The sequence below is a fragment of the Endozoicomonas sp. genome, assembly GCF_051008435.1.
In the GTDB taxonomy this organism is placed as follows: domain Bacteria; phylum Pseudomonadota; class Gammaproteobacteria; order Pseudomonadales; family Endozoicomonadaceae; genus Endozoicomonas_A.
This window is the reverse complement of sequence record NZ_JBPCXO010000371.1, coordinates 1-25,478: the sequence shown is the minus strand read 5'-3', so window position 1 is coordinate 25,478 and position 25,478 is coordinate 1. Positions and strand designations below refer to the sequence as shown.

General features: G+C 47.8%; 19 protein-coding genes. 10 read left to right on the top strand and 9 right to left on the bottom strand.

Annotation, left to right across the window (positions count from 1 at the left end):
- Positions 1-156: 156 nt before the first annotated feature.
- From ACR2PX_RS18610 to ACR2PX_RS18570, 9 genes are all read left to right on the top strand, one after another.
- The gene (locus ACR2PX_RS18610) at positions 157-378 is read left to right on the top strand and encodes a hypothetical protein (protein WP_434000859.1); all 222 of its coding nucleotides are present in this window, start codon (positions 157-159) and stop codon (positions 376-378) included.
- A gap of 107 nt (positions 379-485) precedes the next feature.
- Positions 486-818, top strand: coding sequence for a helix-turn-helix transcriptional regulator (locus tag ACR2PX_RS18605; protein ID WP_434000858.1), 333 nt, complete (start codon positions 486-488; stop codon positions 816-818).
- Complete coding sequence (locus tag ACR2PX_RS18600) at positions 805-2,052, top strand: type II toxin-antitoxin system HipA family toxin (RefSeq protein ID WP_434000857.1); 1,248 nt, start codon at positions 805-807, stop codon at positions 2,050-2,052. The genes ACR2PX_RS18605 and ACR2PX_RS18600 overlap by 14 nt, the downstream gene beginning before the upstream one ends.
- Positions 2,053-2,626: 574 nt before the next feature.
- Positions 2,627-4,444 carry an ABC transporter transmembrane domain-containing protein gene (locus ACR2PX_RS18595; RefSeq protein ID WP_434000856.1) on the top strand — a complete coding sequence of 606 codons (1,818 nt, stop codon included), beginning with the start codon at positions 2,627-2,629 and terminating at the stop codon, positions 4,442-4,444.
- A gap of 100 nt (positions 4,445-4,544) precedes the next feature.
- Positions 4,545-6,341 (top strand): ABC transporter ATP-binding protein, encoded by a 1,797-nt coding sequence (locus ACR2PX_RS18590; RefSeq protein WP_434000855.1) that lies wholly within the window; start codon positions 4,545-4,547, stop codon positions 6,339-6,341.
- A 35-nt stretch (positions 6,342-6,376) separates the two neighbouring features.
- A complete protein-coding gene (locus tag ACR2PX_RS18585) occupies positions 6,377-6,874 on the top strand; it encodes a GNAT family N-acetyltransferase (RefSeq protein ID WP_434000854.1) in 498 nt (165 codons plus the stop codon).
- A gap of 210 nt (positions 6,875-7,084) precedes the next feature.
- A complete protein-coding gene (locus tag ACR2PX_RS18580) occupies positions 7,085-10,150 on the top strand; it encodes an efflux RND transporter permease subunit (protein WP_434000853.1) in 3,066 nt (1,021 codons plus the stop codon).
- A gap of 28 nt (positions 10,151-10,178) precedes the next feature.
- Entirely contained in the window at positions 10,179-11,264 is a 1,086-nt protein-coding gene (locus ACR2PX_RS18575; protein WP_434000852.1) for an efflux RND transporter periplasmic adaptor subunit, read from the top strand.
- Positions 11,265-11,501: 237 nt separating this feature from the next.
- Positions 11,502-12,137 (top strand): hypothetical protein, encoded by a 636-nt coding sequence (locus ACR2PX_RS18570; RefSeq protein WP_434000851.1) that lies wholly within the window; start codon positions 11,502-11,504, stop codon positions 12,135-12,137.
- Between the two features lie 61 nt (positions 12,138-12,198).
- Here ACR2PX_RS18570 and ACR2PX_RS18565 read toward each other — a convergent pair whose 3' ends face one another.
- The 8 genes from ACR2PX_RS18565 to ACR2PX_RS18530 all read right to left on the bottom strand — a co-directional run bounded on the left by ACR2PX_RS18565 (position 12,199) and on the right by ACR2PX_RS18530 (position 23,780).
- On the bottom strand, positions 12,199-13,170 hold the full coding sequence (locus tag ACR2PX_RS18565; RefSeq protein ID WP_434000850.1) for an aldo/keto reductase: 972 nt from the start codon (positions 13,168-13,170) through the stop codon (positions 12,199-12,201).
- Positions 13,171-13,265: 95 nt separating this feature from the next.
- Positions 13,266-13,571: a DUF1244 domain-containing protein gene (locus tag ACR2PX_RS18560; protein WP_434000849.1), complete on the bottom strand. Its 306-nt coding sequence runs from the start codon at positions 13,569-13,571 to the stop codon at positions 13,266-13,268.
- Between the two features lie 247 nt (positions 13,572-13,818).
- A complete protein-coding gene (locus ACR2PX_RS18555; protein ID WP_434000848.1) occupies positions 13,819-16,056 on the bottom strand; it encodes a YgiQ family radical SAM protein in 2,238 nt (745 codons plus the stop codon).
- Between the two features lie 179 nt (positions 16,057-16,235).
- Complete coding sequence (locus tag ACR2PX_RS18550) at positions 16,236-17,684, bottom strand: hypothetical protein (RefSeq protein WP_434000847.1); 1,449 nt, start codon at positions 17,682-17,684, stop codon at positions 16,236-16,238.
- Positions 17,684-18,178 carry a SycD/LcrH family type III secretion system chaperone gene (locus tag ACR2PX_RS18545; RefSeq protein ID WP_434000846.1) on the bottom strand — a complete coding sequence of 165 codons (495 nt, stop codon included), beginning with the start codon at positions 18,176-18,178 and terminating at the stop codon, positions 17,684-17,686. The genes ACR2PX_RS18550 and ACR2PX_RS18545 overlap by 1 nt, the downstream gene beginning before the upstream one ends.
- 240 nt (positions 18,179-18,418) lie before the next feature.
- Complete coding sequence (locus ACR2PX_RS18540; RefSeq protein WP_434000845.1) at positions 18,419-22,063, bottom strand: hypothetical protein; 3,645 nt, start codon at positions 22,061-22,063, stop codon at positions 18,419-18,421.
- A gap of 190 nt (positions 22,064-22,253) precedes the next feature.
- Positions 22,254-22,841 (bottom strand): TIGR04219 family outer membrane beta-barrel protein, encoded by a 588-nt coding sequence (locus ACR2PX_RS18535; protein WP_434000844.1) that lies wholly within the window; start codon positions 22,839-22,841, stop codon positions 22,254-22,256.
- Between the two features lie 156 nt (positions 22,842-22,997).
- Positions 22,998-23,780: a methyltransferase domain-containing protein gene (locus ACR2PX_RS18530; protein WP_434000843.1), complete on the bottom strand. Its 783-nt coding sequence runs from the start codon at positions 23,778-23,780 to the stop codon at positions 22,998-23,000.
- A 264-nt stretch (positions 23,781-24,044) separates the two neighbouring features.
- Here ACR2PX_RS18530 and ACR2PX_RS18525 point away from each other — a divergent pair, with 264 nt between their 5' ends.
- Positions 24,045-25,025: a hypothetical protein gene (locus tag ACR2PX_RS18525; protein ID WP_434000842.1), complete on the top strand. Its 981-nt coding sequence runs from the start codon at positions 24,045-24,047 to the stop codon at positions 25,023-25,025.
- A gap of 44 nt (positions 25,026-25,069) precedes the next feature.
- On the opposite strand, the gene ACR2PX_RS18520 is transcribed toward ACR2PX_RS18525, so the two are convergent.
- Positions 25,070-25,234, bottom strand: coding sequence for a DUF1127 domain-containing protein (locus ACR2PX_RS18520; RefSeq protein ID WP_434000841.1), 165 nt, complete (start codon positions 25,232-25,234; stop codon positions 25,070-25,072).
- Positions 25,235-25,478 lie beyond the last annotated feature (244 nt).

Here is a 25,478-nt window from a genome sequence, read left to right as displayed (position 1 = left end):
GTAGTGAGGGTGTTGCACACATGTCTGATCCTTCAGAAATTTTGATCCTTATAAATCAATCGTCTCCTGAAGGCTATTTCTGTTGCAACCCCTCACTTTTCATCAGCCAACCTGTAAAAGCCCCGTTTTTATAATTATCCTTACCTGTTTGGTTATTTGTTCAGTCTTGGGGTCTACGCCCAGAAAGATAAAATGGGTAGTGGCTTCAAGACAGCTTATCGTGAGCTGTTGAGAGATACCGGTACCATGACGGCTGAAGACCTGATCAAGAAACACCTGGGTCAGGACATAACCCAGCCCGAATTCTGGCTATCCAGTCTGAAGATTGTTGAAGGGCTAGTAGAGAAGTTTGAACAGCTGTTGGAGAGCAAGCATTGATCTGAAGGAGAATGAAGTTTTTGTTAATGACTTTTTGATCATAATATTGGTCATTATTTGTTCTTATGCCTATTATTATAATCAAGTTTGATTTTCAGGTTAGGCTTATGGCAAAGGCAAGACGTTATTCTGGGTACTCTGAGGAAGCCGTTATTCTACTGGGAAAACAGATAAAGCTGGGTAGGAAACAGCGTAAATGGTCCGAGTTGGAGTGTGCTGAAAGAGCAGGGGTTTCCAGGGCAACACTGCAAAAGATCGAAAGAGGCAGTATGTCATGCGCCATAGGTCTGGTGTTTGAAATGGCTTTTTTAACAGGTGTTCCTCTATTTCACAGTGAGCCGATCTCCATGGGAGATAAGCTGGATAAAATTGAAGATAAGATCAAGTTGCTTCCTGAAAGGATACGAAAGAGTCAGAAGGAGGTAGATGATGACTTCTGAGTATCGGGAAGCGTTTGTCTGGACATGGTTGCAACGAGAAACAGAGCCGGTAGTAGCAGGGCGATTAACGCTGGATGGTGACCAGTTAGTTTTTAACTACGGCCGCAGTTATCGACAAAGAAATAATGCTATTGCACTTTTTGAACCTGAATTACCTCTAAAGGCAGGCCTTCTTGAACCAGGTGCTGGTCAGGATATTCATGGCTGTATTCGTGATGCTTCTCCTGATGCTTGGGGGCGTAGAGTAATTATTAACCGAATGCTGGGGCTAAAGAAAAGACAGATAGACACAGCCTTGCTGTCTGAGCTGACATACTTGCTGGAATCGGGCTCGGATCGTGTGGGAGCATTGGACTTTCAGTTGTCTGCTACCGAGTATATTCCCCGGCTTTCTGTTGGGGCTTCCATGGAAGAGTTACTTGAGGCAGCAGAGAGAGTTGAGCAAGGTGTTGCAGTTCCTGTCGAGTTAGAACAGGCTCTTTACCATGGAACGTCAATCGGAGGAGCCCGTCCGAAAGTTCAGATTGAAAGCCAGAGCAAAAAGTATATTGCCAAATTCTCATCAAGCTCTGATCTGTACAGTGTCGTTAAAGCTGAGTATATAGCTATGAAACTCGCCAGTTTGGTGGGTATCAATGTTGCAGTTGTGAGCCTGAAGTCTTCTGCTGGTAAGGATGTTCTTCTGGTTGAAAGGTTTGATCGAAAATTATCAGAGTCAGGTTGGCTGAGAAGGCATATGGTGTCAGCTTTGACATTACTGGGGCTGAATGAGATGCAGGCACGTTATGCTAGTTATGAGCAGCTTGCTGACCTGGTAAGGGCTCACTTTGTGAATTCGACCGATACATTGCGTGAACTTTTTTCCAGAATTACTTTTAACGTTATTTGTGGCAACACCGACGACCATGCCAGAAATCATGCCGCCTTCTGGGATGGTGACTCTTATACTCTGACACCTGCCTATGATATTTGTCCTCAAGGCCGTTCAGGAAATATAGCTTCACAGGCAATGTTGATTTATGGAGGGCAGAGACAGAGTCAGCTTGCAGTATGCCTTAAGTCTGCAAATGCTTATTTGTTAAGCGAACAGGAAGCCAGAGATATTATTGATTTTCAGATAAAAACCGTTCAGTCGAACTGGAAGTCCATCTGTAATGAGGTTGGGCTTAGCAGCATTGATGAGCAGTTATTGTGGAAAAAAACCATTCTTAATCCTTATATCTTTGAAGAATAAAAAAATCCGCGTGTCAGATACTCTAAGCTATTGCATCAGTTATACGGCTAAGTAATAATGCTTATTCCTGATGCTTCTACCCTGCAAAAGGATAAGGAATAAACAACCATGAGTGACGAAAGTGTTTTATTAAACGCTTTCTAATCAATAGCACCTCAATCATCAGCCAACAGCTGGAATGCAGCCTGAACTTCATCAAGTACAGGGCCTGCATCATCAAAATAACAGCCATGAGCCAAATAAAAAGGTGAAGGAGTAGCAACATGTTCAATACCGCCCAAAAGACCGTTTTCACGTCTAAAGCCACTTATACCGGCAATACATGCCGTGTTTCCCGTGTGGCAGGTCAGGGTGGAATGCTGATCCCCCTGCCTTGACGACCCGTCAGCACTGACTGGTAACAGTCAACTAATCGATAGAGTGCAAAATCCACTGAACAGTTGACACTTCGCTGTGATGACGCATCTGTATCGTTTTCAAAAAGAATTCTAAAGAAGTTTGATTGGCTTGATGCAGCACCATGCAGGTGGCTTTGGCTATTTGTTCGCTGCATACAGGCATTTCGGGGGAAATAATGGATATTTTCTGGAACCTGGGATGGTTCTTTAAGCGCCACTGGCAGCGCTACTTTTTCTGTGTGCTTTTTTTGGTACTGGTTTCTGTTGCAGAGTTACTGCCACCCTGGCTGATTGGTCAGCTGGTGGATGATATACAGGCAGGCTCTTTATCCGCTGAAGGCTCTTTATCCGCTGAAGGCTCCATGACTGCAGAGGACATCATCAAACCCATTGTGTTGATCGCGATGACCGGCGTGCTGGTCTACATCTTCAGAAATGGCTGGAGGATACTGTTGTTCGGTGGTGCCATCGAATTGGGCCGGGTGATGAGAAGCCGTTTGTTTCACCACTTTACCCGGATGTCGCCTGAGTTTTATCACCGTCACAAAACCGGTGACTTGATGGCCCATGCGACAAATGACGTAAAGGCTATTGAAGCAACCGCTGCGGAAGGGGTTCTGACTCTGGTGGATTCTGTTGTTGCTGGTTCGGCAGTAGTGATCGCCATGATCTGGGTCTGTGGCTGGCAAATGACCGCTGTAGCCCTGATGCCTTTTCCGATTATGGCCTGGTTGATGTTTCGTTATGCCTCTTTATTGCACAAGCGATTCCGTAGTGCACAAGAAACGTTTTCTGATTTGAATAACCGCGTGCAAGAGTCAGTGTCAGGCATCAGAGCGATACGGGCTCATGACTTGAATCAGGCTCAAAAAGCTAAATTCAGGGAAAGATCCGAAAAGACCAATGACGCCAACCTGAAAGTGGCTAATGTCGATGCACTGTTTGATCCGACCATTGCAGTTTGTGTTTGTCTTTCCATCATGGGAAGCCTGGGCTATGGGGCATGGAGGATTGCAAACGGTCTTATGACGGTGGGTGAACTGACCACATTCACCATTTATCTGGGTCTGCTGGTGTGGCCGATGTTCGCTTTCGGCTGGTTGTTTAACATCGTGGAACGAGGCAGTGCTTCCCTGAATCGTCTTCAGAAACTGATGGCAGAGCAGTCAGATGTGGAGGATAGAGCTTCGGATGTTCAGGATAAACCGGAAGGGGATATTGAGTTTTCAACAGAATCCTTCACCTATCCGGGAACAGCGCAGACGTCTTTGGGGCAGCTGAATTTCCAGATTGAAAGAGGCTCCTTTGTCGGCATTTGTGGGCGAACCGGCAGTGGTAAAACGACTCTGTTCAGGTTGTTGTTAAGAGAATATGACCATGCCGATGTTTCTATAAAAATAGGTGGGCGCGCTCATGATTCTGTGAGTCTGGATGCTTTAAGAAGTCGTTTTGCTGTGGTGTCGCAGGAACCTTTCCTGTTCTCAGCCACTATCTCTGACAATATTGCCTTTGGCCGTCCGGGTGTTTCACAGAATGAAGTGGAACGAGTGGCGAAACTGGCTTGTGTTCATGATGATATTCTGGGCTTCACCGAGGGTTATGAAACCATGCTGGGTGAGAAAGGCATCAACCTTTCTGGAGGCCAGAAGCAGCGGATAACCATTGCCAGGGCACTCTTGCTGGAGGCAGATGTCCTGCTTTTTGATGATGCTTTCTGTTCACTGGATATGAAGACTGAAGCACAGATTCTGGAAAATTTGATGAACAGTGATCAGCAGCAAACGCTGGTTCTGATCACCCAGAGACTGACCAATCTCCATAAAGCGGATCAATTGATCGTACTCGAGCAGGGCGAGATTGCAGAATCTGGCAGGCATCAGGAGCTGGTTAGAAGCGGAGGCTGGTATTCACGAATCTACCAGCGTCAGGCAATGGAAATTGCTGCTAAGGACCGTCAGAGTCAGGAAGCCGTTGAACAGTTAGCTGCCAGTTAAACAGAGCAACTGAAAACCTTGAGAAAGGCGCAGCGCATACCGGTAGTAAAAAGAATAATGAGGAGTGTGTGGCAAAAGATGGCCACACAGGGAGTGAACCTTGAAAAGGTTAGAAAAAAAGAAGCAGTTCAAAAGATTGCTTCGCTATGGACTGCCTTATAAAAACAGGCTGATTCTGAGCTTTGCCCTGCTAATGATTGCAACGGTAGCGGGACTGACAGCACCGGTCATCATGAAAACTTTTATTGATGACCATGTGGTGCCCGGTAACTGGGAAGTGTCGGCGATCGTAACATTGGCCGTTTTCTTTTTTGGTCTGTATTTGCTCGATGCAATTATGACCTGGATGGAAACGGTACTGTTTCAGAAAGTGGCTTTGGCTATTGTTCACGATATACGTCAGCAGGTGTTTAATCATCTGTTCCGCCTGCCTATGTCTTACTTTGATAAAGAGCCTGTGGGTAAGCTGGTATCACGAGTCACCAATGATACGGAAACGATTAAGGATCTGTTTGTCAGTGCTTTACCAGAGACGTTGAAAGGCGCAATCACTGTCGTTGGTGTAGTGATTGCCATGTTTTTACTGGATGCCCGACTGGCCTGGTTCTGTATAGCGATTTTGCCATTCATTTTTGGCTGCATTTTTCTCTATCAGAAGTACAGTCATCCTGTTTTTCATGCATCTCGAACGGTACTGAGTGACATTAATACCCGGGTCAATGAGTCGATTCAGGGGATGCCTGTCATTCAGATGCTTTGTCAGCAAAAGCGGATCAGTGAGCAATTTGAGGAAGCCAACCAGGAATACAAGGATGTGCAGAACCGTCTGGTGCGTATCAATGGTCTTTTACTAAGGCCAATGGTTCATCTGGCTTCCACCCTGGCATTGGCATTAATGGTGGGAGGCTTTACAGGGCAGGCGCTGAATGGGCCGATTGAAATTGGTTTGCTCTATGCCTTCATCAACTATCTGGACCGGATGTTTGAACCCCTGACTCATGTCACCATGCAGATGCAGGTATGGCAGCAGTCAGTGGTATCAGCGGAGCGAGTATTTTCGCTCATTGATGAACAAATCGAACCTGAGCAGGATCGCGTAAAAGAGTCTCTGATCTCAAAAGGAAAAATAGAATTCAGGGATGTTGAGCTGTCCTACGATGGCAATAATAAGGCACTGGATGGTATTAACTTTACGGCTGAGCCCGGGCAGTTTGTTGCTTTGGTAGGTCATACCGGTAGTGGTAAGAGTTCTATCGTCAATCTCTTGATGAGGTTCTATCAGTATCAGAGTGGGCAAATTCTGATTGATGGTCAGCCTTTGGCCAGTTTCCCAGAAGAGGAGTTGCGACAGCAATTGGGTCTGGTGTTTCAGGAGCCTTTTGTTTTTGAGGGCAGTATTGCTGAAAACATTCACCTGGGTCATGAGTACGTGACTGACAAAGAAGTCTGGCATGCAGCTCAACTGGTTCAGGCTGCCGGGTTTATTGAAAAGCTGCCAGAGGGTTATGCCCAGATTCTGGGAGAAAGGGGACAGTCATTGTCCAGTGGTGAAAAACAACTACTGTCGTTTGCAAGAACGCTGGCTCAGAATCCCAGGATTCTGATCATGGATGAAGCTACGGCTAACATCGACAGCGAAACGGAGCAGGCCATCAAACAGGGACTACAAACCCTGCGGGAAGGTCGAACCACACTGGCTATCGCCCATCGTCTGACCACGATAGAAGATGCTGACCTGATTCTGGTGATGGAGAAGGGGCGAATTGTGCAGCGGGGAACCCATCAGCAATTATTGGCTGAACCCGGTTTGTATCTGGATATGTACCAGTCCCAGAGAAACCAGATGGAAGAAGATTCATTGCTGGCTGAGACAAAATCGCTGCAACCAGCCGTGTAAGCAAGAGATAAAAAGAAGTAATAGAGGGTAAAGCCATGGAAGACGTCATAGTCAGGCATATTGAGAGTCGTGATATTCCCGGAGTGAGAGACATCTATAAGGGAGAAACTGCGGTGTCAGGCACACTGATGGTGCCCCACCCGTCGTTGGCTGACTGGGAAAAACGACTGAGTAATCCACCGGCAGGTGTCTACATTCTGGTGGCAGAAAAGCAAGGTGAAATAGTCGGTCACGGTGCTTTGATGCATCAGCAAAATCCTCGTCGCCACCATGTGGGAGCATTCATGATGGCCGTTAAAGATGAGCATCATGGTTTGGGGGTTGGCAGCCAGTTATTGGAAGAAATTCTTAATCTGGCTGACAACTGGCTGAATTTACGCCGGGTAGAAATGAATGTTTTTACTGATAATGAGCCCGCGATTCATCTCTATAAAAAGTTTGGTTTTATTGTAGAGGGGGAGTCGCCGGACTATGCCTTCAGAAAGGGTGAGTACATCGGCGTCTACCATATGGGACGAATTAAACAGCCATGAGCCGGAAATACCGGACCAGCCGAACCATGAAAATGACTACAGAGTCTGAAGTGGCGGTATTTTCATAGTAAAAAGTCTTGAGGTGACGAGTCTGCTTCTCTCAAAAGGAGAGGCAGTCTCTGAATCTTTGAAGTGATAGTCAGCCAGTGCTGTTCCGGTTGGCATGGATGCTTATAAAGCAATAAAAATACGTTGGAACAGAACGAGGTTATGAAACTTACACGTTTTTCTATTAGTCACCCGCCCGTTGTGGCCATTGCGGTGGCGTTGGTATTTCTGTTTGGCATTGCCAGTATCCGGGTACTGCCCATACAGCTATTTCCCGACATTGACCGACCCCACTTATCGGTAGAAATCTACTGGCGTGCCGCCGCTCCTGAAGAAATGGAGTCTGAGATTGCTGAGCCTTTGGAGAAAGCGTTTAAAGGTATCTCTGGCCTTAAAGAAATGGACAGTAATTCAGGCAGTGGCCGGGTCGAAATAGACCTGGAATTTGCCCTGAATACGGATATGCAGAAGACCCTTCTGGATGTCATCAACCGCCTGAACAGAGTGTCAGGGCTGCCTGAGGATATCAGCGGACCTTTTGTGAATAACAACAGTTCCAACGACAACCTGACTTTTCTTTTTATACAACAATTACCAGGTAATGAGCGGTCGATAAAAACCTATCAGTCATTGATCGACAGTCAGGTTAAACCGGTGCTGGAAAGTATTCCCGGTGTGGCAGGAGTGGCCGTAAGAGGAGAAGGTCAGAGGCAGCTGGAAATTGAATTTGACGCCTGGCGGGCAGCTGAGCTGGGCATAACCATTCCTGAGCTTTCCCAGCGAGTGGCTGCAGGCTTTGATGTATCCGGTGGCACACTCAATATAGGTCGACGTGAGTTCAAACTCAGGTTGGCTGGCAAGTACGAAATTGATCAATTAGGTGATCTGGTGGTTGCCTGGCGCAGTGGTAAACCCGTTTACCTCAGGGATATTGCTGAAATCGGCATTACCCGGGGCAAGGAACGGACTCTGCGCATCCAGAATGGCAACCCGGCGATTGGTTTGCAGGTTTTCAGAGAGTCCGGAGCGAATGCGCTGGAAGCGTTGATGGCTCTCAAAAAAGAAGTGGCCTGGCTGAATGAAAAAGTATTAAAGCCGGAAGGGATCTGGATGGAGCAGTCGTTTGATGCTTCTGTTTTCATCAAGCGAGCTCTGAATATGGTGAGTTCGAGTCTGTTGTTCGGGATTATTTTGGCCATAGGTGTTCTCTGGGGTTTCCTGCGTCGCTGGCGGGCCACCCTGATGATTGCCATGGCAATTCCCATCTGCCTGATGCTGACCATCTGCCTGTTGAATATAGCCGGAAGAACTCTGAACGTGATTTCTCTGGCGGGTTTGGCGTTTTCTGTCGGTATGGTTCTGGACGGAGCCATCGTCGTATTGGAAAGCATTATCAGGCAGAGAGAGAAAAACAGTGAGGAGGACAGGGGGGAAAGTGCAGCTGTAGCGGCTGAGAAAGTCTGGGGTGCACTGTTGGCGTCTACTTTAACGACTGTGGCTATATTTCTCCCCGTATTGTTGTTGAACGATGTTGAAGGGCAGCTGTTCTCAGACCTTGCTTTGACTATTGCGGCTTCAGTGGCGGTATCGCTGATTGTAGCCATGACCGTCTTGCCGGCGGCTGCAGCGGCCTGGTTACCGGAGCAGACATTGAAAGACAATTTTCAGTCAATCTGGGAAAAGTTGTCTGCCACGATCATGAAACTGACAGCCACTGGACGTCGCCGCCTGACCATAATTGTCCTGCTGATGGGACTGCCTGTCGTTCTGACAGAAGTAGCCATGCCAAGAATGGATTATCTTCCTGAGGTAAAAAGGGATGCCATTGATGTCTGGTTTAACTTTACACCGGGCACCAGTGTTGAAGCTGTTAAAACCGAGATTATGCCTACCCTGGTTGAGCGTCTTGAGCCTTATATGAAGGGAGAAAAAGAACCGGCTCTGAAGAATTACTATTTTATCCTTTGGCCTGGTGGTGCCTCTATGGGAGTCAGGGCTAAAGACCAGGAAAATGTCAAAATGCTTGAACGCCTGGTGATGGACGAGATCGTTCAGGGGATTCCTGATACCAGAGCCTTTGGTGGTCAGGGTAGCCTGTTTGGCGGGTTTGGTAATGGCAATGGCGTCAATCTTGCGCTTCAGTCCAGTGATCTTCCAGCGCTGTATGAAGCGGCAACTCAGGCCATGCCTATTATTTCTGAAAAGCTGCCCGGAGCCAGAGTCAGGCCCATGCCGGGTCTGGATTTCACCGCACCAGAGCTTCGTCTGACACCGGACGATCGCCGTTTGGCTGAGGTAGGCTGGTACCGTTCCAACCTTCCGATGGTGGTTCGAAGTTTGGGAGAGGGGGTTCAGTTAGGTGAGTATTTCGACGGTGAGGAACGGATGGATATCATCCTGAAAGGCAGGGATATTCATTCTCCGGAGGTGCTCCGTTCAACGCCACTGATGACGCCATCAGGAACTGTTGTTCCTTTGGATGAACTGATTGATGTTGAAGCGCTTCTGGGGCCTGCCACTATCTTCCGGATCGACCAACGCAGGACTCTGGTGCTTTCTATCAGGCCTCCGGAAGGTATAACACTGGAAGAAACTCTGGAGACTGTCGAAAGCACTATTTTGCCCGAGATTAAGCAACTGATGCCGTCTGATGGGCAGATTAAAGTAGCTGGAAACGCAGACAGTTTGAAACAGGCTATCGGTAATTTGCTGAATATTTTCGGTTTTGCCCTGTTAATTCTGATGATTCTGCTCTGGGGATTATTCCGTTCGGTAAAAGATGCCCTGATGGTGATTTTGACGCTGCCTCTGGCTACTGTGGGAGGGGTACTGGCTATCCACCTTTTAAATACGGTGACCTCTCAGCCCATGGATCTCTTGACCATGGTGGGCTTCATTATTCTGTTGGGGCTGGTGGTGAACAATGCCATTTTGCTGGTTCACCAATCCAGAACTCTGGAAAGGCAGGGGCTGACTCGAACAGAAGCGGTCCATCAGGCTCTGCTGACCCGAATGAGGCCCATCTTCATGACCACCCTGACCAGTATTTTTGGCATGTTGCCATTGTTGCTGAGTCCTACCACCGGCAGTGAAATCTATCGGGGGCTGGCTGCGGTCATCGTGGGTGGCATGAGCATGAGTGCATTATTTACATTATTACTGCTGCCTGCTTTGCTGAGAATGGAATTTGGCAAGAAAGCAGAGGAAGAAAAAGCGGTTGCTGTTTAACGGTATGAGCCATTTAAGGGAGAAAAACGTGATAACAAAAGCAAGATTGCTAAAACAACGATCATTGCTTGGATTGGGACTGGCCTGTCTGTTGAGCATAAACTCGGTCAAGGCGCTGGCTGTTAGTACGGTCTCGTATGCAGAGGTTTTTGAAGAGCTTAGAGCTCCGGTGAGCTGGTTTAATGGCTCTGTAGCCAGCCAGCAGAGAGCCGAGCTGAGTGCTGAAATCAGTGGTCGAGTGACCTGGATGGCTGATTTTGGTCAGCAGGTAGAGGCTGGTGAGGTGGTCGCCAGAATTGATGATCGGCAGTTACAGCTTCAGCTGAAAACCAGTGAAGTGGTCTTGGGAAAAGCACAGAGCAAACTCAAGTACCTAAAGAATGAGTTGGACAGACTGGAGTCACTGCACAAGAAGCGTGGCATTTCCAGAACGGAGCTGGACAAGGCCAGACACGATTATGATCTGGCCAGACTGGATGTGGACTATGAACAGGTGAATCATGAAATCATTCAGGACCAACTGTCCAGAACGGTCATCAAGGCACCTTTTACCGGTGTCGTAAATCAGCGTTCAAAGCAGCCTAATGAACATATCAGCTCTGGCAGCCCTGTTTTGCAGTTGGTTAATCCTGATGCGTTGGATATCAGGGTTCAGATTCCTATTGAGCTGGCGGCAAGGTTGGATAGTAGTAGTCGTCTGAACGTACAAATGGATCAGCAGCAGCAACAGGCAGAAGTCTTTCAACGAGGGGCGAGAGCGGATGCTCAGTCCCGGTTGGTTGAAGTAAGGCTTGATCCTCAGAACGATCATTGGTTACCAGGTTCACCGGTTAAAGTCGCTATTCCCATGAACGACCCCGCCGAGGTGAAAGTTGTACCAAGAGATGCAGTTATTCTCAGCGCCGTTGGCAGTGCTGTGTTCAAAATTCTGGAGAATCCTGAAGGTGGGCTGACCGTAAAAAGAGTCTCAGTTGAAGTCCTTTTTGGTGATGACGATACGGTTTCCGTAAAAGGAAACATTCAACAGGGAGACAGAGTTGTTGTCAGAGGAGCCAGTCGATTAAAAGACAGTGAGCAGGTAGTGCTTTTGGAGGAAAATATTCCAGTTTCCTGATAACGGTTATTATTGTCTTTCTTTCATAGCCAGTTTCAATCCTGAAACTGGCTGATACCTCCCTCTGGAAATGCCTTTTAAGTAGTTTGACTTACATGGATATTGTCGCCTGTTATTAACAGTGTGAACTGCGTCACAAAACGATTTATGACTGTTTTCTGTTCTTGTTGCTAATACAACAGAGCCCTCAGAATGAAAAGAAAAAAGTAAAACGATAAGACAGGAAGAGGACAGGCTATGGCGATTGTAAAAGAATTACTGCAAAACAAGCCGATATCGATTAATGGTGGGTCCAGGCGGCCTACCATTAAAGGGAATCATTACATGTACAACAATGATCCCTGCAATGTCTCTTTCCAGGAGATGAGACACCAGGGAACCCTGACCGTTATTGTGAATGTCAGGCTCAATCAGAATGGTGACACCAGCTTTTTGCCCTGGCAGGAAGATAAAATTTGTTCACTGGTGCTTCCCGCAAAAGGAGGGCCTTCTGTTTTCCAGACATCTTCCATGTCAGGCTGTGCTTTCTATATCGATAAAATAGGCAATGACCTGATAGTTTATCATGCCAACGCCAATCAGTTTGGCGGGGGTAACGGTTCCAATCAGGCGAACTTTCAAACCCCTGACGCGGTTAAATATCTCGATAAACTTCATGCCTCAGCCGGAAACGATTATCTGGATATGGGCTTTCCCATCCTGCAACGCAAGCTTCAAAAAGCAGAGTACTTTAATGGGGTTCAGCAAGTGGGGGGAGGGGCTATGAACCTTGTTGGCTACAGAACCAACGGTCAATGGAAATTTTACTATCAGGTTGTAGAAGGCAGTAAAGTCCTTCGCTGCAATCAGTTCTACCCACAGCTGCATGATTAATTGAGAGTGAAGTTGAATGCTGTACTTTAAACAGTGCAGCATGCAACTTCTCCGATCCAAGTCAGGGTAAAGGCTGACCTCTGGATGCGATATAAAGCTTGTACCAGTCTTCTCTGCTCATATCGACTTCCATAGCCTGTGAGCATCCTCGGATACGATCTTGATGGGTGGTGCCAATAACCGGCTGAATACTGGCTGGGTGCTTCATGAGCCAGGCCAGTACAATAGCTTCTTTGGAGGTTTGATACTCTTCTGCCATTGCGGCAACCAATCTGGCCGTTGCTTTCACAGACTCTGGCTGACTGCCAACATCTTTTCCTGTGAATAATCCCTGGTCCAGGCAACCCCATGCCTGCAGCTGAACATTATGCTTACGACAGTAATCCACCATTCCAGGCGTAAACCCGGTATCAGCACTTTCATTCATGCCAACCAGAATCCCGTCTTCCACAAAGTCACAGCGACTCAGGCTTAAAGGTAACTGGTTAGTAATCAGGGGCTGTTCGATACAAGAATGCAGATAGGCAATCTGGTGTTGGTTCATATTGGAAACACCAAAGTGCCGTACTTTTCCGCTGTCGTATAGACGAGTAAAAGCCTCAGCGATTAAGTCAGGCTCCATCAATGGATCCGGGCGATGAAGTAGCAGAATGTCCAGGTATTCAGTCCCCAGCCTTTCCAGAATGCCATCGACACTGAATTCTATCCATTGGGGAGACAGGTCATATCGAGCAGGGTTGCTCTCGTCAGCAAACCGAATGCCACATTTGGACTGAATGATCAGATCCTGCCGAAGTTTTGGCTCTGCTTTCAGCACACTACTGAAAGCCTGCTCTGCTTTGCCCATGGTATAGATGTCAGCATGGTCAAAGAAATTGATGCCACATTCCAGTGCCGTGTTCACGGCTTTGTGGGCCAGAGTATAGTCCTGATCGGAAATAGGATTACTGTTCCACTCTCCTCCCAGGCCCATACAACCATAAATCAGGCGGCTGGCTTTAGGGATGTGAATCTGTAACGGGAAACGATTCATACTCAATTCTCTTGTTCAGGACTGTTCAGAAAAGCTCAAGGCTGCGTTGGCATCAATATAGCTGTCTGGCAGACATTCCATCAGTTTACGATGGGCTACTTCTTTTGTTTTGCTTCAAAAGCGGCCATTTGTTCCGGGGTAGCCGGTTGCTGGTGCTTTTCTTTCCACTCGGAATAGGGCATACCATAGATGTGCTCTCTGGCTTCGTTATCTGACACTTCAATATTCAAATCGTCAGCGGCAGCTTTGTACCACTTGCCCAGGCAGTTTCGACAGAAATTCGCCAGAATCATCAGGTCAATGTTCTGAACCTCCTTGTTGTCGTCAAGGTGCTTCAGCAGGCGGCGAAAAGTGGCCGCATCCAGTTTGTCCTGAATTTCCTGATCAATCGGTGTACTCATACCATCTTCCTCATACGGTTGGCAGGGAGTGTAAGAAATTGTGAGGCAATAAAAAAGGACTTTGGAGGCAGTTAGGGCTCCGACTGCTTTCAGAAAACTTGGCGTGCGTGAACAGTTTGGTCAGGTAGGAAATCTGGACTATCTGAAGGATCATTATGGTATTTCAGCTCAGGCTATTACCGAAGCGGCCATAGCGATACTGGACTAAGCGAAGCAGCCCCGGACTGTTCCGGGGCTTTTAAAGGTATTATCTACGCTTTTTACGCTGAACCGTTTTCTTTTTGGGCAACCGGTTGTCCCACTGTCCACCGCGAGCCTTCTGGAAATTACCGGAAGACTTTTGCCCTTTTTTCGCTATGGGCACATGTGGACGACGACTGTCCTTACTCTTCTCTTCTGCCGGTACCAGCTGATTCGGACCATCACCAATCAGTTCGGTGCGATTCATTTTTTTCAGGGCATTTCGCAGAACATCCCAGTTTCTGGAGTCGTGATAACGCAGGAACGCTTTTTGCAGACGACGTTGATCCAGTTCTTTAGGAACGTAGAGTTTGTCGCTCTTGTAGTTGAGCTTTTTCAGTGGATTCCGGCCGGAGTAATACATGGCGGTAGCCAATGACATTGGGGACGGGTAGAAAGTCTGTACCTGATCAACACGGAACTTGTGACGCTTCAGCCACAGTGACAGATTCATCATATCCTCATCTTCACAGCCCGGGTGAGCAGCGATGAAGTAAGGAATGAGATACTGTTTTTTGCCCGCTTCCTTGGAAAACTTGTCGAACATTTTCTTGAAAGCATCATAAGTGCCCATACCTGGCTTCATCATCAGGTTCAGGGTGTCTTTCTCGGTATGTTCCGGTGCAATTTTCAGGTAGCCCCCCACGTGGTGGGTTACCAGCTCGCGAACGTATTCCGGATCTTCTACTGCCAAGTCATAACGCAGACCGGAAGCAATAGAGATTTTCTTGATACCGGGAAGCGCTCTGGCTTTACGATAAAGCTCTGTCGTTTGTTTGTGTGATGTTTCCAGGTTTTTACAGATGCTCGGGAATACACAGGAAAGACGACGGCAACTGGCCTGAATCTCTGCGCTCTTGCAGTTCAGATGGTACATATTAGCTGTTGGGCCACCCAGATCCGAAATCTGACCAGTAAACCCGGGAACCTTGTCACGGATATCTTCCAGTTCCTGCAGCACGGATTCCTGTGAACGGCTTTGAATAACCCGACCTTCGTGTTCGGTGATGGAACAGAAAGTACAACCACCAAAACAGCCGCGCATGATGTTGACGGACGTCTTGATCATGTCATAGGCCGGAATTTTGGACTCACCGTATGAAGGGTGTGGTCTGCGCTGGTAAGGCAGAGCAAAGACACCATCCATCTCAGGCGTTTCCAGAGGAATGGGGGGTGGGTTTACCCAGATTTCCCGGTTGCCATGCTTCTGCACCAGCACCCTTGCATTATGTGGATTGGATTCCTGGTGCAGCACACGGGAGGCATGGGCATAAAGAGCAGGATCCTTGCGAACTTTTTCAAACGACGGTAGACGAATGCAGCTTTTGCTGGCATCAAAGTCAGTTTTACGATGCAAAGGAAGAGGAACGATACGGATGGGCTGAACGTCTGGCTCTTTATTGACCGCTGAGGGCTCCTGCTCCTTGCTGGAAGCACATTCTTCTTCCGGAATGTATTCATAGGGACTGGTGCCATAGGCTTCTTCCAGAGAACCCATATCTCTGGGCCAGTCGATGCGGGTGGAGTCAATCTCGGTCCAGCCTTCCGGTGTGATTGGCTTCACTACAACCGTTCCACGAATATCATCCATTGCTTTGATATCTATGCCAGCAGCCAGTTTGTCGGCCACATCGGCCATGGCTCTCTCGGCGTTTCCGTAGAGAAGAATATCTGCGGTGGAATCAATCAGAACAGAGCGACGAACCTCGTTGCTCCAGTAGTCGTACTGGGCAATCCTGCGAAGGCTGGCTTCAATACCGCCAACCACCACGGGTACATCATTGAACGCTTCCTTACAGCGCTGGCTGTAAACAATAACAGAGCGGTCTGGACGCATGCCGGGTTCTGCATCCGGGGTATAGGCGTCGTCATTTCTGACTTTTAGATCTGCGGTGTAGCGGTTGATCATGGAATCCATGTTGCCGCCCGTGACACCATAAAACAGATTGGGCTTGCCCAGACGTATGAAGTCTTCGGTATTGCTCCAGTTGGGCTGGGCAATAATGCCAACCCTGAATCCCTGGGACTCCAGGAAGCGGCCAATTACAGCCATACCAAAACTGGGATGATCAACGTAAGCATCCCCTGTGACAATAATAATGTCACAGGAATCCCAGCCGAGCTCATCCATCTCAGCACGGGTCATAGGGAGATAAGGTGCTGTGCCATAGCATTCAGCCCAATATTTTGGGTAGGAAAATAATTCCTTGGCAGGCACTGGTTGCTGCAGGGATGAGTGACTCATGAATGTTCTGATTTTATCTGTTCTGTCTGAGGGTGCGCTATTTTTTCAAAAAATGCGTCGTATAGATAGCTCGAATTGCAGTCAGGGGATGAGATGAAACCGAAATGCTGTGGTTATGAACCATCCCTGCCTCTGTATGAATATCATGAATTCATGACAAAGACAGGGTATTCAGACACTTACACGGAGTTGTGACGCTGTATCAGGCCTTGCTCACTGGCAGCGTCCTGTTGAGAAGAAAGTACTTCATCAGGCACGCTGGAAATATCATTGATAAAACTCGTGAGGTTCGGTGCTACAGGTGTGCTGTCAGGCTGTTCGTTCTGTACGCTATCGGTCGTATCTTCTCGAGAAGGTGGAGTGAACGCCTGATCATCATTGGTTTCAGGAACATTTTCCGGGAGTGGAGGAGGCGTTGTATCATCTGTTGATGTACTCACACTGTCACCGAGACTGTTATCCAGTCCCAGAGAGTCGGTGAATCCCCCCAGAATTTCTTCGGCCAGAGAAGGGTCGCCGGATTCCAGTGCGTTAATGGCTTCCTGCAACTTATTCTTGGCTTCTTCTGATTCGGCTGATTCCTGAAGTGCCTGGAGTAAGAGCTTTCTTCTTTCAAAGTGGTCCAGCCCTTCATTGGCAATCTGGATGCCTTCAGTCGCATCGCCCACGGAAGAAGAGGAAGGACCTGCTTCATCTATTGCTTCTGTGGGTTGCTGGTTGCCATCACCTTCTGATTGATTGTTATCCGTTTGTTCAGAATTGCCTGTCGACTGCACAGGTACAAAGACATAAGAGTTTGCCTGCTGGTTGCGCCTTGCTTCTGCCGCTTTTTCCTGCTGCTCCATATAGTCAATTTCATTCTTGGAAAAGATACTGATTTGAGAGTTATCTTTTCCAGGATTGACATCACGGTCGATTTCCAGGGCGGTTTCCCAGAGCAATACAGGTGGGAACACTAAAGCCAGACTTTTCAGGAAAATAATGCCTGAATCGGCTTTGGCGCTGTCAGCTTCCTCGATGTGCTCTCGAATATGTTCGATATTACTGGCATGCCGTTGTTGAGCATCCTGGGAAGCAATCTCAATCTTGTTTTCAGAGTATTTAACCGAACTGTCTTCCAGGCTGGCACTGATCTGAGCCAGAATTTCATCGAGCTTGTCAGAGGTTAGTGTGCCTTCCCTATGTTCCCTGTGGAGCTGGTTTAAGGAGCTATTGATGTCAGAAAGGACTTCAGGAGAGGCATCCGACAAACGTGAAAGTTTGCTGTCTATTTCCAGAACGGTATTACCTACAGCTGGAGTCACTAGTTCCGGGTGGGTACTGGTGATTGAAATGGGGCTCTCACCAAATGTGCCTCCAATCTGGCCTCGCAGATTGGCTGCAGTCTGCTGGGCTACCTGCTTCTTAAGGTCTCCCACTTCACCCGTCACTTCTGAGTCGGGTTCAGGGATGGTGGGAGCATCCGATGCCCCAGGAGGCAGTTGAACCAGACCTCCCCCGGTACGGGCTGATACAGAGTTACCTGTGTCATAGCCTCGGGAAACCCTGTCAGCCTGATCAAGCTCTTTGAGTGCCTCTGTTTGCGTTGGGACTACGACCCCTTCGCTGCGATTAACTGAGTCGACCATCAGGACTGCCCTCCCTGTTCGTCCTCAAAAGTCTGGAGCAAACTCTCAACTCTTTTCAGCTCCAGATGCGTAAACTGATATTTGCTGGCATCTTTTAAAGCGCTTTTATAGACCACTTCCGCAATGCCTCTTTCCTTCAGAGCCAGATAGCAGTCGCCCATATAGACTTTGGCGAGAGGATTGCTGATATCCATTCTGGCGGCGTATTCGAATGTTTTAATGGCCTGACCATAAGTTCTCAGCATCATCTGACAAGAGCCCAGACAGAGAAAGTTGCGGGCATTCCAGTGGTCGTAAAAGCAGAGGTATTGAAAGATTCTGGCAGCTTCTTCAAAGTGATCGATCTGATACTGGTTGTACCCATAGGCATAGATGGATTCGAGGGCCTTCTCACTCATCTGGTTGGCTTCTGCCAGAGTGCCTCCAGTGAGCAGGTATTCGGTGATAGTGGCCAGCTCCTTACTGTCAGGAGCCTGGAAAGGCTGATTCGACATTGACGGCTTCCTTACTGGTCCTTCAGAATTCTGTTTCTAAAGGTATAGCATCCGGTTTCAGGAGACTCCTGCCCCTTGAGACGAAAGTCGTAGGGAATGGCTGAAGGGTCGAAATGCCGGATAACCTCCAGATTTTTGACGCTGAATCAGTGTTGAAGTGCAAGTTTTCAGGGATACCTCAGCTCTTGAAAATAGCTAATGAAGGACTCCTGATTCGGGAAAACTCAAACATCAGAATTTTTAGAGTTCAGGACCCCTATTCAATTTAATGGATTTCGATTTAAGATTTGTTGATTTTTTGGCTGCTTTCACAGCTTTCTCCGGAAACAGCTCCGTATCTTCGTCATCGCAACAGCGAAAGTAATGAGCCAGAGATGCAAACCACTGATGATCCTTGGCATAAGAAGGATGCTCCAGGTTCAAATGAGGTTCTTCCGGCTTGGTCCATAGATCGAGCCCCTGGGGTTTGACCAGGCCGGGTTTGAAATAAAAAGTCTGTCCCATCGAGAGGGTAGCCCGGATGGGTATTTTCAGAGCATCGGCCAGAATCGTAAAGTCATGGCGCATAAACTCGGGATCTTCCAAGAAAGCTCCTTGCTGAACCCTTGCGAGAAGAGATTTTAAGCCAAGCTGGTCAGGTACAGACGCACCGGTCGGAGTCCTTCCTGTGTCATGGAGTATTACAAGATAATCATGAAGTCTTGATTGAAGTTTTAGGCCAAGAGTGCTTGAGTCTGGAGCTATTTCTGTTTCAACAACCGGGGGGGGTTCTTTTATCACCGGTGCTGTTTTAGGTTCCACTGATTCTTTGCCTCTACGTCCCTGTTGCTTGTTTTTTTTCCCTTTTTTGGGTTTTCGGCTGGCCGTTTTCCATTCCTGTTGTGGCGCTTCTTTCACAGTACTTTGTACGGTTGGAGGTTCTTTCTCCTTAACGGTTTTTGGTTCGGTCAGAAGCATGGGCTCCATCAGATTACGCTCTATGATCGAAACCCCCAATGCGGTGTGCATCTCATGAGGCATCAGCAGTTTCAGCGGTAATTCAACCTCTTCAGGCTCTTCAATGACGACCTCTACAGCTTCCTCGATAACGGCTTCTTCAGAAGCATCAGGCGTTGTGGCGGTGTGTACGGGAGAGGTTTCTATCGAAGAAGTAATCAGATCCGATAAAAAACCGTGTTCAGAATCAGTACTGCGGTTGAACATCTCAGGCATAGGAGGAAAAAAGAAGTCGAGCTTAAGAGCGTTTTTGGGAACGGCAACTTTGTCATCGGTTTGGGGTGAGAACCCGGGGGTAATGACCCATCTCTCTCCCCCTGCCTGTATGACCAGTGTTCTGCCAATAGAGTACGCGAGGGTCGTCAGAGGGTGGGGTTGTGCTCCATGCCCTGGGTGAAGCTCATACCTTGATGGTGCGGGGCTCTCGGTATCAGCCCTGGGAAGGTTTCCGGCTTTTTCGTCAAGCTCTACTCGCATCGCATCAGGCAAGGCAGCTACGATAGCTCCGGGTGAATAGAGTATATCCACATTACTGGCAGCTGAGGTTACAGTCTCTGTGATTGGCACAGGAGGCGCTAACTGTGTTCCTGTAGGGGTCGGTTCTGGCATGAGATCCGGCATAGCAGGACTGAGACTCAGCCCTTCTTCAACAGGCAAAGGGCTTCTTCTTGCTTGAGGTTCGGGTGTTTTTGCTTTTGCTGCAGGCAGTGTCTGTTGGACTTGAGCCACCTGTTCTCGATCAAGAGAATTTTCCAGCATTCCCATACTGGTATCGAGCCTATTGCCAAGCTCTTCCAGATCTTTGATTCGGGTGATCAGCTCACTGCGTTGCTGTGAGTCGCCTCTTCCTGACAGTTTGTGACGATGGATCATGGCGCCACGTTGTGCATAAATACCCGGAATATCCTTACAGCATTGAATGACCGCTTTTCCCTGTGAAATCAGATATTCCATATCATTGTGAAGGTCTACCAAAGCATCGAGAAATTCTGGCTGATCTTCGGACAGGGCAAAGAAAATCTCCTGTGCTTCTTTCACCGCTTTACTCATGATCAGAGTGTTGATACTGATCTGCTGCATATTGAGTTTGAACAGCTTCAGGGCTTCCCTGAATTTGATATCTTTATCAAGGTCAGGACGGTCCTGAGTCTCAAGGGCTTCTTTGTAGTCATAGACCGGCACCACCATTTTATGAGCGGACTCCAGCTGTCGTCGAAGTCTGGAGGTGATCATGTCGGCATAGCCATAATGAGCCTGGGCCTTGTCAAAACCACTGACCTGTGGATGATTAATGACTTTCTTGAAAATGACATTCAGAGCGCCAACCGTCTCTTTGCGACCAAAAGCGTCAGACGCCTCGTTCAGAGTGCCTGCCAGGTCATAGGGCTTTGGTGGCGGAGTCTCCTGTTTCTTTTCTGCTGCTGCAGTGGCGGCCAGTTTGGCCTGCTTTTTCTTCCACTCAGCTTCCAGTTTTTTTTCTTCTTTTTCCTGGCGTTTTTTCTCTCTGGCCTCTAACTTTTCTTTAATTCGTTTCTGTTCCGCTTCTTCTTCTGTAATCAGGTCAGAAGCTATCTGAGCGACCCCTGCTTCCTGGTTGCGAAGACGGTTTACTACAGACTGGCAGTGGTTACTGATTTGCTCATAAATGATCATCAGAGAAGCTCGACTGTCTTCAGGCAGCATTTTCTTCCTGTTAATGGTTCTTATCAGGGCTTCTAACTCTGCTACCAGGGCTTCAGCTCCTTCCACTTGAGCTTTAAAGCTAGCCAACGGCTCTGGGCGGTCATAGAGAAAGGTCAGAGATGCCAGCAATGACTTACAGAGTGAAAAGATATCCCTGGGCGCAAAGAGGGGGTTGTCTGCTTCCATCTGCTTTCGATAAAACTGTAACAGGCGCCGTGCTTGTGGGGGATTGTCCGTCACAATGGCAGCATTGATCAGCTGCTTGACTTTCCAGCTTTCCAATTTCAGTACTTGTGGTTGATCAGGGTCGAAGTCAGACAGCCACTGACTGAAATAGCAGGAATGGGTTGCCAGCAATTGACGAAGCTCATCCTGATTTTCGGCGAGCATATAATGAGCCACAGCCAGATCCGCCAACATGGCTACACCAAAAGCCACCTTATCATGGGTCTTCAGGCTTTCTTCAAGCTCTGAGAAATGTTCAAGCCCCAGTTGATACTGAATCACTTCCTGATACATTTTCATGCATTCGATCGTTTGAGGCAGAAAGGTTTCTATTCTGTGAGCGAAGGTTGCGCTCAGTTGAATGGCATCAAGGTAAGGAATCACTTTAAGGGCTGCACTGAAACGTATGCCACAAAAGCTGGCATAGAGGTGAATCAGTTTTCTCTCTTTCCAGTAATCCCTATGGCGTTTGTCAGAGTCCCCCAGACTGACTACTTCCTTGAGGAAGGTTTGTTCTTTGTCACTGAATTGCCCTGATCTGGCGGCTTTTCTGGCAGTGGTTTCCAACTTTCTATACACACTGTAATCAGACTGGAGTGCCTGATACATCTTGTTGACTTTGGCAAAGTGCTCATCCAGCAACTGTTTCAGCTGTTCCATCTGGATAAAAACAATCTGGGTAGCTTGGGAATAGCCATGATCCCGTGTGCAATGAAGTATAGGCAGCTTTTTATCAAAGCCGTTTTGCTTCATGAACTCTTTTATGGCGTCACGGGACTCATCCACCTCATGGCCCATTCTGGCCATTTCGTCCCGAGTGAACCGCCTTCTGCTGACTGTACGTTGGCTTAGCTGTTCATCGGTTCCAGCCACTGCAGTGGCTCTGGCTACCAGGCTGTCACCATCAGTTTGGGAAATATCACGGTGATCGTGTTGCCCGGTAGTCGCCTCCTGGGGGTGGGAGTCCGTAGTAGATTCCAAGGAGTGTGTTGTCCGCGAATGGGGGGATGAAGGATCGGGTCCGATGCTGTCCAAAATAAACGGTCCTTTGTTTTTTAATTACTTATTCTCAGCTTAGAAAAGATATGAGGTATTGGGGCGAAGTTATTGGCTGAAGGGTCAATGGTGGTGCCGGCCTGAAGACAGGCCAGCCAGGGCAGGCACTTTGTGATCAGATATCCCAGTGCAGACCCAGATTAAAGCCTTTTATGCGTTCATCGTTATAGATGCCTTTGGTGCCATCCATATCAATTTCGTAGGTACGATAGCCACCTTGCAGCTTCAGACCAGCAAACAGGCTAAAGCGGGCGCCTACTTCAAAGTCATTGAAGCTGGTATCGCCAGATCGGCCTGCATACAGTTTGCTGTAAAAACTCAAGGCACTGGCCTCAAAGAGTTCCACATCAGCAGTCAGCATGGGGACGGTGTCGTTGAATGAGGCATCCCGGTATTTGCCACTGTCAAAGCGACGAGCACCCAGGCCCAAATCCAGAGCAATATTGCCATTGTCCAGAATTTCGTAGTAACCGGAGGCGTCGTAGCTGTCGAACTTCAGCTTGTCATGATTGAGCTTGCTATAGCCTACAGCCAGGTTAGGGAGCAGAGGAATGGGGTGTTCTATCTGTCCGTAAACAGTCTGGAAGTCGCCGTGATTGGCCGTATTCCAGTAGTTATAGCCGAGTTTTGCACCAACAATATCTGCCTGGGCAACAGAGGCACTGGCCGCCAGTACGGTAGCCGTAAGAATCAATTTTTTCATGTATTTTTTTGTGTAGGTAAAAATAACAAACTTATCGTTTGTGAGCTTTAACGCCCATGCTGACTTTTACCTATTCAGAATGCAATGAATAAGGGGGAGCTTTTTATTGTGAACAGTTTTTCATCACTTGAAGTAATAAAAGAATGCTTCCTTCGCTCAGGGCTGTTTTATTACTTCAAAAACATAACGATTGAGGCTGAAGAAATAGTCATTTTGGTCATCTTTGCTCACCAGGTCCTGAAACCAGTTGTTGATTTGTTCTGATGGCAGGTGGTCGGTCAGATGGTTGCAGATCGATTTTGCCAGAAAGTACGAGTAGTCCTGATCACTAAAGGCCGTGTTGATAATGGGATAAATGCTGAGCTTGCTTAAGCTCAGTTTGGCTTGTCGGAGCTTGGCTGGCAGTTTGCGGGGTAGAAATGAATCTTCCCGGTGGGATTGCCAGATTTTCAGGGCATTCAACATTCTTTCCCTGTCAGAGTTATTCCAGACCAGTGAATCCCAGTCGGTATCAATAATCAGGGCTCGCCCGCCCGGTTTGAGCACCCGGTGTATTTCCAGAAGCGCCTGGTCAATATTATGGACATATTCCAGTACCTGAACGGAAACAGCTACATCAAACGCTGCACTCTCGAAGGGCAGGGCTTCGGCATCAGCTTGCTGAAAAAGAGTATTGTTTTGATCCCGACAGAGTTTTTCTGCCATTTCCAGCATGGGCTGGCTCGGATCAACGCCGGTAATCAGTCCATTCTGACCCGTTTGTTTTGCCATCTCATTGACCAACAGGCCGGGGCCACAGCCAATATCCAGGGCATTTTCATCTCTTTTCAGGTCCAGACGATCCAGAGTGTACTGCCGCTGCTGGACAATATCAGGCTTGAGGTAGGTGTTCCGGGTTCTTTCAGAGCTGTTCTGACCAAAGGCAAACCGGGCATGCATATCTGGATCCTGTGGTTAGATAGTTCTGCCACTATAGCCAAAGCTTATTGGTATTACCTGTCCTGCAGAGGAAAGAGAGGAGGGTGGCGGTAAATCTAGGCTTCGTCTATATAAATCAGTCCAGTAAAGAATAACTCTAAAATCAGCAGGTTCTATGGGATAGCGGAACTTGCGCAAACACACCGAGTCAAAAGTCCCATATGGCCAGCTGCTGGATAGGCAGTTGAGCCTAAATTATCAATTTTTAGTAATGGGTAAAATCTAATGCGCTCAGTTCGAATGGCTTTGTCCAGTACGATAGGAGCTTTCCTTGTACTGTCGATGACTAATGCGGTAGCCAAAGAAGCATGCTGGGCTACAACCTATACCAACAGCTCGTATAACGTGAGCGCTCTCTCTGAAGTCATGGAAGAAAGCGACGATGTTCCACTTTGTGTGACTGATTCACCAGTGGGGGCTGGCATAGAGGTTGGGCATGTTGGTTATGAAGGGGTAGAAGGCAGTGAAGTTTTGGCTTGTCTGTATAAGGATGCCAGCGGAAGCAGTACTTATAGTTATGAATTTCAATGGGTATCGGCTAATTATACTCAGTTGCAGCAGGCGAAAACCTATAATCCCTATTTGAGGGATCCAGCGGGTATAACTACAGCGATATTTGTATCAAAACTCGTTTTTGAATTTTGTGACCAGCAGACAGGAGGAGCAGTGGTCGCCATGCAGAGACCCAATCGCTGTATGGAGAGCAGAACTGAAAAAGTTCGTGGAGAAAAGCGTCGTTACTTCTCTTTTGGTAGTAAATCGTCCGATGGAAAGCGCTGTGAGCTGGGTGAGTCTCGTTATTACGAGACTGTTAGCACAACGGATACCGATAGTAGCAGCACTCAACAGAGCACCATCCAGGCTCAGGCAACCCCAACGCCAACACCAAAAAAGAAGGATTGTACATTCCCCGAATATGTTCCAGGTCACACTTATGTTTGTAAATTTGATGCAGGAAATCTGGGCGGACATTACTGGATTCGAGATGGTAAGGAGAAGAAGCATGGTGCTACCGATGTTGGCGACTGTGCCCGCTACAATAATAAGCAAAGATTCTGCATGGATTTTCATGGTCACTGTGTAATTGGAAGGAAGACCAAAGTAGATTCAGACCATAACCGTAACCACTGTTATATCTGTAATGAAGACATAAGTAAGGAAGCAGAAGGTTTGGACTGGAACAATATCAAGTGTATTTCTCCGTAATTTAATCGCTGGGAGCTGAAGGTATAAAAGCCTTCAGCTCCCAATTACTCTCTCCAAAAAGGCTTGCTGATTTCATCCATCCTATCTGATTCTGTTACCCCTATATCTTTCAGCATTCTGCTATCCATTCTCGCCAGGTATCGGCGGCTTCTGGAGCGACTGCGCCATGTATCCCATTGATCAATAAGTTTGATAGGTAAACTAGCCATCGTTCGAAGTCTATTCTGATTCACCCTGCTGCCTCCTTTCCTGTCTGGGAACAGCTTCAGAGTAGGTTTGATTCCGATAGGCGACAAACGATATATTCTTTCCAGTAGGATAAGAAAAACTTATCGGTTGAGCGTAAAACCCCGTACTTTGAGTGCGGGGATGTAAGCTCGTCGGCGATAGCCGACTAATGCGGTGTTCTCTGCTGCTGAACGTACTGTTTGATGACTTCTATAGGAGCGCCAC

Excerpts from the sequence above, each read along its gene's own strand:
- ACR2PX_RS18595 (WP_434000856.1), top strand. The coding sequence starts at position 2,627 with ATGGATATTTTCTGGAACCTGGGATGGTTCTTTAAGCGCCACTGGCAG.
- ACR2PX_RS18605 (WP_434000858.1), top strand. The coding sequence starts at position 486 with ATGGCAAAGGCAAGACGTTATTCTGGGTACTCTGAGGAAGCCGTTATT.
- ACR2PX_RS18555 (WP_434000848.1), bottom strand. The coding sequence starts at position 16,056 with ATGAGTCACTCATCCCTGCAGCAACCAGTGCCTGCCAAGGAATTATTT.
- ACR2PX_RS18520 (WP_434000841.1), bottom strand. The coding sequence starts at position 25,234 with ATGGCTAGTTTACCTATCAAACTTATTGATCAATGGGATACATGGCGC.
- ACR2PX_RS18530 (WP_434000843.1), bottom strand. The coding sequence starts at position 23,780 with ATGCATGCCCGGTTTGCCTTTGGTCAGAACAGCTCTGAAAGAACCCGG.
- ACR2PX_RS18580 (WP_434000853.1), top strand. The coding sequence starts at position 7,085 with ATGAAACTTACACGTTTTTCTATTAGTCACCCGCCCGTTGTGGCCATT.
- ACR2PX_RS18525 (WP_434000842.1), top strand. The coding sequence starts at position 24,045 with ATGCGCTCAGTTCGAATGGCTTTGTCCAGTACGATAGGAGCTTTCCTT.
- ACR2PX_RS18565 (WP_434000850.1), bottom strand. The coding sequence starts at position 13,170 with ATGAATCGTTTCCCGTTACAGATTCACATCCCTAAAGCCAGCCGCCTG.
- ACR2PX_RS18600 (WP_434000857.1), top strand. The coding sequence starts at position 805 with ATGATGACTTCTGAGTATCGGGAAGCGTTTGTCTGGACATGGTTGCAA.
- ACR2PX_RS18570 (WP_434000851.1), top strand. The coding sequence starts at position 11,502 with ATGGCGATTGTAAAAGAATTACTGCAAAACAAGCCGATATCGATTAAT.
- ACR2PX_RS18545 (WP_434000846.1), bottom strand. The coding sequence starts at position 18,178 with ATGTCGAATCAGCCTTTCCAGGCTCCTGACAGTAAGGAGCTGGCCACT.
- ACR2PX_RS18550 (WP_434000847.1), bottom strand. The coding sequence starts at position 17,684 with ATGGTCGACTCAGTTAATCGCAGCGAAGGGGTCGTAGTCCCAACGCAA.
- ACR2PX_RS18535 (WP_434000844.1), bottom strand. The coding sequence starts at position 22,841 with ATGAAAAAATTGATTCTTACGGCTACCGTACTGGCGGCCAGTGCCTCT.
- ACR2PX_RS18585 (WP_434000854.1), top strand. The coding sequence starts at position 6,377 with ATGGAAGACGTCATAGTCAGGCATATTGAGAGTCGTGATATTCCCGGA.
- ACR2PX_RS18560 (WP_434000849.1), bottom strand. The coding sequence starts at position 13,571 with ATGAGTACACCGATTGATCAGGAAATTCAGGACAAACTGGATGCGGCC.